We start from the raw sequence: 7504 nt of genomic DNA, 5'->3' as shown, positions 1-7504 counted from the left end.
ACCTCAAACGAGTCCAGGACTCGCTCAACCAACGGCCTCGTCCGACGCTGGACCTCAGGACCCCAGCCCAAGCCCTGGCCCAGTTCCTGGCACGGGCCGCCTGATGACCCCCGTGTTGCACCGACCCCTTGACAAGGCCCCGAGTCAGAACGGCCGCGAGCCCATGATCAACTGCGGGGGGTGGCGGGGCGAGGGGCCTCGGGCGACGGCACCGGAGCGGGCGGGGTGCGCGAGAAGCGGGGTGCGGGCGCGGCCTGCACCACCCCGTCCACCTCGATCAGGGTGCCCCGGGCGACCAGGTGCGGGTGGGCCGCCGCCTCGGCGGCGGTCAGCACCGGGGTCACGCAGGCGTCGGTGCCGTCGAACACGCTCACCCAATGCGCCAGGTCGGCCGACCCGAAGGCGCGCGCGAAGGCCGTCCGCAGCTGCGGCCAGCCCGCTCGATCCAGCTGGGCCGGCAGGCCGGCGTCGGTCAACCCGAGCCCGGCCAGCAGCGCGGCGTAGAACGGCGGCTCCAACGCGCCGACTGCCACGTACCGCCCGTCCGCGCAGGCGTACACGTCGTAGAACGGGGCGCCGCCGTCCAGCAGGTTCGTGCCCCGGTCCGGGCCCCACCAGCCGGTCGACCGCAGCGACCACAGCATCTGGGAGAGCAGTTCGACCCCGTCGACCATCGCCGCGTCGATCACCTGCCCGAGCCCGGACGAGGATCGTTCGTACAGCGCGGCCAGGACGCCCAGCACCGCGAGCATCGAGCCGCCGCCGAAGTCGGCGACGAGGTTGGTCGGGGCCTGCGGGGGACCGCCGGCCGCACCGAGCGCGTCCAGGGTGCCGGTCAACGCGAGGTAGTTGATGTCGTGCCCGGCCCGGTCGGCCAACGGGCCGGCCTGTCCCCAGCCGGTCAGCCGGCAGTACACCAGCGACGGGCGGCGGGCCAGGCACACGTCGGGCCCGACCCCGAGCCGCTCGGCGACACCGGGCCGGAAGCCGTCCAGCAGGACGTCGGCGTCGTCGACCGCGGCCAGCACGGCGGCGACCCCGGCGGCGGATTTGAGGTCGGCGGGCAGCCGGATCCGACCGCGGAGGAGCAGATCCCGTTCGGCCGGCCCGAGTCCGGACCCGTCGGCCGGCCGTTCCACCCGCACCACCCGGGCCCCCAGATCGGCCAGGATCATGCCGGCGTGCGGGACCGGGCCGATCCCGCCGAGTTCGACCACCCGCAGTCCGTCCAGCGGACCGGGCATCAGGCCGCTCTCACCGTGCGGACTCGAGCGCGTCCCGGATCGGGATCATCTTGATCTGGGCCTCGCGGGCCTCGGTCTCCGGTTCGGAGTCGGCGACGATGCCGCACCCGGCCAGCAGCCGGACGGTCCGGCCGTTCACCTGTGCGCAGCGCAGCGCGATCGCGAATTCGCCGTCCCCGCGGCCGTCGACCCAGCCGACCGGGGCGGCGTACCGGCCGCGGCTCATCGGCTCCAGTTCGCGGATCACCTGGCGGGCCGTGTCCGTCGGGCTGCCACCCACCGCCGCGGTCGGGTGCAGGCGGGCGGCCAGTTCCAGCGCTGTCGGAGTGACATCGCCCAGGCGCCCGGTGATGTCGGTCGACAGGTGGGTGAGGTTGGCCAGTTCGAGCGGGGCCGGCCGGGAGGGCACGTCGAGCTCGTCGCAGACCGGCGCGAGCACGTCGCTGACCGACCGCACCGCGTACGCGTGTTCGGCGACGTCTTTCGAGCTGTGCAGCAGGTCCGCGGCCACCGCGTCGTCCACATGCTCCGGCCAGGCGGTGCCGGCCAGTACGCGGGAGGCGATGAGCCGACCCTGACGTCGGATCAGCAGTTCCGGGCTGGCCCCGACCAGCCCCTCGACGTCGAACGTCCAGCATCCGGGATAGGCGGCGGCCAGCCGTTGCAGCAACAGGCGCTCGTCGACCGGCCGGTCGGCCGTGGCCACGAGGTCGTGAGCGAGCACGACCTTCTCCAGCTCGCCGCGCCTGATCCGTTCGGTCGCGGCCGCCACCGCCGTGGTGAACCCGGCGACCGACAGGTCCGCGTCCGCGTAGCTGATCCGTCCGGGAGTGCGCACCGGCGCCACGGACAGCCCGGCCGACCCGGCCGCGCCGATGCGGGTGACGAACCCGCCGGCGGCCGTCCGACCGGCAATCACCTGCGGGATCACCGCCACCGCGACATCCGAATCGTCGAAACCCAGCGACACGAACGCCACCGGGCCGGTGCCCGGCTCGCCGATCGGGTCGGAGACGCGCAGGCTCGCCCGGACCTCGTCGAACCACTCCTGAATGCGCCCGGCGGCGCCCGACCCGGTGGTGGTGTAGCGGGCGTGCTCGCCCCAGCCGACCAAGCCCTGGCCGCCGCGCACGAAGCACACCGATCCGGTGGGCCGGGGGAGCTGGGACAGCAGCGCCGCGGACGAGTCGGTCGCGGCGGCGGTGTCCGATTCCGCGTCCGAATCGACGGCGTCCTCGCGGCGAGTCGTCACTGCCGAGCCCAGAAGGCGGGTGGTCGGCGAGGCGGTCACGAGCGTCCACACTAGTCGTCCGCGCGAAGGTGGACCGTCGGATGGGATACGACTCACCCACTCCGAGTGCCCAGGGCTGGGTCCTACACTGCGGCGATGACGGGGATCCCGGCCGCGAGCCCCGACGCCGGTCCCGGCCCGGGGGAGCCGACCCGCCGGCTCCGGGCCTGGCGGTGGGGCGGCCGGTTGGTCGCGCTGGTCGTCCTGGCCGTCACGATCATGATGATCGCCCTGGCCATCGGCATGCGGCTCAACGACCGCGCGATCGACGAGCACCCGGGCAGTGCGAACGCCACCGTGCTGTCGGTGTCCCCGCTCCGGACCGGTATCGAGTTCGTGGACGGCACCGGCGCGACGATCCGGCCCGAGGGCGGCGTGCTCTACCCGGGACTGTTGTCGGTCGGTCAGCAATTCGTGGTGGAGTACTCCACGGTCGATCCGCAGATCGCTCGGGTGGCCGGTCGCACCGCGGCGGTGGGCACGATCATGATCGCGGTCACCCTCGCGGTGACCTACCTGGTGGCCGTCCCGTTGCTGTGGTGGTGCCACCGACGTGCGCGGATGCCGATGAGCCGGCTGCTGTTCGGCGCGCGGCGCCCGCCCGGACATGCGGCCGTCCGGCCTGCCTCGACCGTCTGAGCAGGTCGGACTCGGTAGGCTACCGGGCGATCGGCCGGCAGTTTCGCCGCCGGCACGGGCCGGCACCCTTGTTGCCGCGGCGGCCGCTCCGGGAGGGCACACGATGAACAGGGCGGATCTGGCCAAGCAGCCGCGACAGGTCGCCGCGATGTTCGACGAGGTCGCGCCCAAGTACGACCGGACGAACACCGTGCTGTCGATGGGGAACGACCGGCGCTGGCGCCGGCATGCCGTCCGGGCCCTGCAACTGCGGCCCGGCCAGCGGGTGCTCGACGTCGCCGCCGGTACCGCGGTGTCCACCAAGGCGCTGGCCGCCACCGGGGCCTGGGCCGTGGCGACCGACTTCTCCGTCGGCATGCTGGCCGCGGCCCGCAGCGATGCCCGGCAGCAGCCCCGGGTCGCGGGCGACGCCATGCGACTGCCCTTCGCCGACGAGTCCTTCGATGCGGTGACGATCTCGTTCGGCCTGCGCAACGTCGAGGACCCGGCCCAGGCGCTGGCCGAGTTTGCCCGGGTGGTTCGTCCGGGCGGGCAGTTGCTGGTCTGCGAGTTCTCCCGGCCGCGGCCGGCTCCGATCCGCCTCGGTTACTCCTGGTACCTGCGCACGGTGCTGCCGCTGCTGGCCCGTCGGGTGTCGTCCAACCCCGAGGCCTACACGTACCTGCAGGAGACCATCGACGCCTGGCCGGACCAGTCCTCGCTGGCCCGGATGATCGCCCGGTCCGGCTGGACCGATGTGGTGTGGAAGAACATGACCTTCGGGGTCGTGGCCCTGCATCACGCCGTCCGCCGTGCGGACGGGGAGGCGGATCCGCGCGCCCGACGCGGACGTCCTGACCCACCACCCCCGTGATTTCTCGCCCCGTGAAGTGGGTCCTACACTGTTGCCCATGAGTTCGTGAACGAATTCACAAACTCATGGCCGGGGACGCCGCCGCCTGCCCGTGCCACTACCGATCTGCAGCGATGCGGGGAAGGATCGGAGATGACCCTGTCCAGTCCGGTCTCGGATCCGGACACCGTCGCCGACGTCATCGTCGTCGGCGCGGGCCCGGCGGGTTCGACGCTCGCGACCCATCTCGCCCGGGCCGGTGTCGACGTCCTGTTGCTCGAGAAGTCCACCTTCCCCCGGGAGAAGGTCTGCGGGGACGGGCTGACCCCGCGTGGCGTCAAGCAGGTCCTGGCCCTTGGCATCGACGTGTCCGGTCCGGAGTGGATCAAGAACAAGGGCCTGCGGGTGATCGGCGGCGGCACCAGCCTGGAGCTGCCCTGGCCGGTGCTCGAGGACTTCCCCGACTTCGGCCTGGTCCGCACCCGCCGCGACTTCGACGACATGCTGGCCACCCTGGCGGTCAAGGCCGGCGCCCGGCTGCGGATGGCGACCACGGTCAAGGAGCCGATCGTCGACGAGCGCAGCGGGCGGATCCTGGGGGTCACGGCCAAGACCGCGGACGGTCCGCGCGAGTTCCGGGCCCCGCTGGTGCTGGCCTGCGACGGGGTGTCCGCTCGGGTCGCCGTCGGCATGGGCATCAACAAGCGGGAGGACCGGCCGCTGGGCGTCGCGGTCCGCCGGTACTACCGCAGCGAGGCCCGCACCCACGACGACTACCTGGAGTCCCACCTGGAGTTGTGGGACCGCGGCAATCCGGCCAAGCCGACCCTGCTGCCCGGCTACGGCTGGATCTTCGGCCTCGGCGACGGCACCGTGAACGTCGGCCTGGGCATGCTCAACTCGTCGAAGGCGTTCGGCCACACCGACTATCGGGCGCTGCTGCGCCGCTGGCTGGACGGCACCCCGGAGGAGTGGGGGCTCCGCGAGGAGAACGCGATCGGCTCGATCGGCGGCGCCGGCCTGCCCATGGGCTTCAATCGCACCCCGCACTACGCCAATGGCTTGCTGCTGGTCGGCGACGCGGGCGGCTCCTGCAACCCGTTCAACGGCGAGGGCATCGCCTACGCGATGGAGTCCGCCGCATTGGCCGCCGACGCGGTGCTGCAGGCCCTCGGCCGGCCGGACGGGCCCAGCCGGGAGGCGGCGCTGCACGGCTACGCGACCGCGATGAAGGAGCACCTGGGCTCGTACTACCGGCTCGGCGGTATCTTCTCCGGTCTGATCGGCAAGCCGGCGGTGATGAAGACGGCGACCCGCCTCGGGCTGCCGCGCAAGGATCTGATGTACCTGGTGCTCAAGGTCCTGGCCGGGCTGTACGACAGCCGCGGCGGGGACTGGGCGGACCGGGTGACCCGGGCGCTGGTCAAGGCGGCACCCAGTGTGTGAACGCAGCCGGCCCGCCGCCGCTGAGCGCGGCGAGTCCGTCGACACAGTTGGAGGTGCCGGTCGATGACGAGCACGTACCTGCCCGTGGTCATCCTGTTGATCGTCGTCGCCGGGTTCGCCGTGACCATGGTCACGGTGGTCAGTGACGGCCTCGGCCCGCGCCGGTTCAACCGGGCGAAGATCGATCAGTACGAGTGCGGCATCCAGCCGACGCCGCTGCCGGCCGGCACCGCCGGCCGGTTCCCGATCAAGTTCTATCTGACCGCGATGCTGTTCATCGTCTTCGACATCGAGATCGTCTTCCTCTACCCGTGGGCCCAGTCGGCCGTCGCGCTCGGCGTGCTCGGGTTGGTGGAGATCATTCTGTTCATCGTGACCGTCGCCGTCGTTTACGCCTACGCGTGGCGCCGCGGCGGCCTCGACTGGGACTGAGGCCACCGCCGTCCCGGGCCGCCGCGCCCGGGACGGTCACCACCGCCCGGACATTCCGAACACCGCCGCGTTCGAGAAGGGAGCAGGACACATGGGACTGGAAGAGAAGCTGCCCAACGGGGTTCTGCTGACCAGCGTGGAAAAACTGGTCAACTGGACCAGGAAGGCGTCGCTGTTCCCGGCGACGTTCGGCCTGGCCTGCTGCGCGATCGAGATGATGACGACCGGCGCCCCCCGGTACGACCTGGGCCGGTTCGGCATGGAGGTGTTCCGGGCCTCGCCCCGGCAGGCCGACCTGATGATCGTCGCCGGCCGGGTGAGCCAGAAGATGGCGCCCGTGCTGCGGCAGATCTACGACCAGATGGCCGAGCCGAAATGGGTGCTGTCGATGGGCGTGTGCGCCTCGTCGGGCGGCATGTTCAACAACTACGCGATCGTGCAGGGCGTCGACCACGTCGTGCCGGTCGACATGTACCTGCCGGGCTGCCCGCCGCGGCCGGAGATGCTGATCGACGCGATCCTCAAGCTGCACGCCAAGATCATGGACGAGCCGCTGAACGCCGCCCGGGCCGCCGAGACCGACGGCCGGCGCACCGAACTGGTCGCCTCATCCGTGCGGTACGGCAAGCTGCCGGCACCGATCGGCACACCCGAGGTCAACGTCCAGGCGCTGGAGGCGGGCCGCAAATGACCACTCCATCGGGCACCGGACCGGCCGCCCAGCCGGATCGCAGCTCCGTCGACACCCCCGCCGAGAAGCCGTCGGGCACCACGTCCGACGCCTCGGCGAAGGGCGAGATCGGGCCTTCCCACTCCGACCTTCCTGCCCAGGCGCTGCACCGGCCGAGCGCGCCGGTGACGACCACCGGGGTCGAGCGGCACGGCATGTTCGGCGCGCACGGCTCCGGTGACACGTCCGGCTTCGGGCTGCTGGTCACCGAGCCGTACACCCCGGCACCGGCGGAACGGCCGTACGGCGGGTGGTTCGACGAGGTCGCCGACGCCCTGCTGGCCGCCATGCACGAACGTTCCATCCCGCCGCTGGCCCTGCTGCAGACCACGGTGGCCAACGGTGAGATCACCTTCTACATCCATCGGGACTTCCTCACCGTCATGCTGTGGGCGGTCCGGGACGACGCCTCGCTGCGGTACGAGCTGGCGTCGTCGATCTCCGGGGTGGACTACGGCGAGGGCGTCGCCAAGCGGCTGCACGTGGTGTACGAGCTGACCTCGATGACCTACCGCCGGCGGATCCGGCTGGAGGTCGCGGTGGACGTCGACGACGCCCACGTCCCGTCGGCCGTCGCCGTGTACCCGACGGCGGACTGGCACGAGCGCGAGATCTGGGACATGTTCGGCATCCAGTTCTCCGGGCACCCCGGGCTGACCCGCATCCTGATGCCGGACGACTGGCTGGGTCACCCGCAACGCAAGGACTACCCGCTCGGCGGCATCCCGGTCGAATACAAGGGAGCCGAGATCGCCGCCCCGGATCAGCGGAGGTCGTACTCATGACTGAACCCCCCGCCGGCGGAACGCGTTTCGCCGAGGATTTCCTTCCTCCCGACGACCAGGACAGCGCGACGCGCATCCGGGCGGCGCGCGGCACCGACACCACCG

Annotated in this window: 8 protein-coding genes; 6 read left to right on the top strand and 2 right to left on the bottom strand. The window is 71.9% G+C overall.

Annotated features, from left to right (window positions below):
• Nucleotides 1–167: 167 nt before the first annotated feature.
• The gene (locus ACILSK_RS23825; RefSeq protein ID WP_395729677.1) at nucleotides 168–1244 is read right to left on the bottom strand and encodes a CaiB/BaiF CoA transferase family protein; all 1077 of its coding nucleotides are present in this window, start codon (nucleotides 1242–1244) and stop codon (nucleotides 168–170) included.
• A gap of 10 nt (nucleotides 1245–1254) precedes the next feature.
• Nucleotides 1255–2535 (bottom strand): isochorismate synthase MenF, encoded by a 1281-nt coding sequence (locus ACILSK_RS23820; protein WP_395729676.1) that lies wholly within the window; start codon nucleotides 2533–2535, stop codon nucleotides 1255–1257.
• A gap of 96 nt (nucleotides 2536–2631) precedes the next feature.
• On the opposite strand from ACILSK_RS23820, the gene ACILSK_RS23815 reads away from it, so the two are divergent.
• From ACILSK_RS23815 to ACILSK_RS23790, 6 genes are all read left to right on the top strand, one after another.
• Nucleotides 2632–3174, top strand: a complete 543-nt coding sequence (locus ACILSK_RS23815) for a hypothetical protein (RefSeq protein ID WP_395729675.1) — start codon at nucleotides 2632–2634, stop codon at nucleotides 3172–3174.
• Between the two features lie 103 nt (nucleotides 3175–3277).
• A complete protein-coding gene (locus ACILSK_RS23810) occupies nucleotides 3278–4027 on the top strand; it encodes a demethylmenaquinone methyltransferase (RefSeq protein WP_395729674.1) in 750 nt (249 codons plus the stop codon).
• A 132-nt stretch (nucleotides 4028–4159) separates the two neighbouring features.
• The gene (locus ACILSK_RS23805; protein WP_395729673.1) at nucleotides 4160–5452 is read left to right on the top strand and encodes a geranylgeranyl reductase family protein; all 1293 of its coding nucleotides are present in this window, start codon (nucleotides 4160–4162) and stop codon (nucleotides 5450–5452) included.
• A gap of 63 nt (nucleotides 5453–5515) precedes the next feature.
• Nucleotides 5516–5884, top strand: coding sequence for an NADH-quinone oxidoreductase subunit A (locus ACILSK_RS23800; RefSeq protein WP_395729672.1), 369 nt, complete (start codon nucleotides 5516–5518; stop codon nucleotides 5882–5884).
• A 91-nt stretch (nucleotides 5885–5975) separates the two neighbouring features.
• Nucleotides 5976–6575, top strand: coding sequence for a NuoB/complex I 20 kDa subunit family protein (locus tag ACILSK_RS23795; RefSeq protein ID WP_395729671.1), 600 nt, complete (start codon nucleotides 5976–5978; stop codon nucleotides 6573–6575).
• On the top strand, nucleotides 6572–7399 hold the full coding sequence (locus ACILSK_RS23790) for an NADH-quinone oxidoreductase subunit C (RefSeq protein ID WP_395729670.1): 828 nt from the start codon (nucleotides 6572–6574) through the stop codon (nucleotides 7397–7399). The genes ACILSK_RS23795 and ACILSK_RS23790 overlap by 4 nt, the downstream gene beginning before the upstream one ends.
• Nucleotides 7400–7504: the final 105 nt, after the last annotated feature.

This window comes from Nakamurella sp. (assembly GCF_044224575.1).
In the GTDB taxonomy this organism is placed as follows: Bacteria; Actinomycetota; Actinomycetes; order Mycobacteriales; family Nakamurellaceae; genus Nakamurella.
Note: the sequence above shows the minus strand (reverse complement) of the source record. Positions and strands in the feature narration are given on the sequence as shown.

Coding starts and splice junctions, on each gene's coding strand:
- ACILSK_RS23790 (WP_395729670.1), top strand. CDS start 6,572: ATGACCACTCCATCGGGCACCGGACCGGCCGCCCAGCCGGATCGCAGC.
- ACILSK_RS23825 (WP_395729677.1), bottom strand. CDS start 1,244: ATGCCCGGTCCGCTGGACGGACTGCGGGTGGTCGAACTCGGCGGGATC.
- ACILSK_RS23795 (WP_395729671.1), top strand. CDS start 5,976: ATGGGACTGGAAGAGAAGCTGCCCAACGGGGTTCTGCTGACCAGCGTG.
- ACILSK_RS23815 (WP_395729675.1), top strand. CDS start 2,632: ATGACGGGGATCCCGGCCGCGAGCCCCGACGCCGGTCCCGGCCCGGGG.
- ACILSK_RS23800 (WP_395729672.1), top strand. CDS start 5,516: ATGACGAGCACGTACCTGCCCGTGGTCATCCTGTTGATCGTCGTCGCC.
- ACILSK_RS23810 (WP_395729674.1), top strand. CDS start 3,278: ATGAACAGGGCGGATCTGGCCAAGCAGCCGCGACAGGTCGCCGCGATG.
- ACILSK_RS23805 (WP_395729673.1), top strand. CDS start 4,160: ATGACCCTGTCCAGTCCGGTCTCGGATCCGGACACCGTCGCCGACGTC.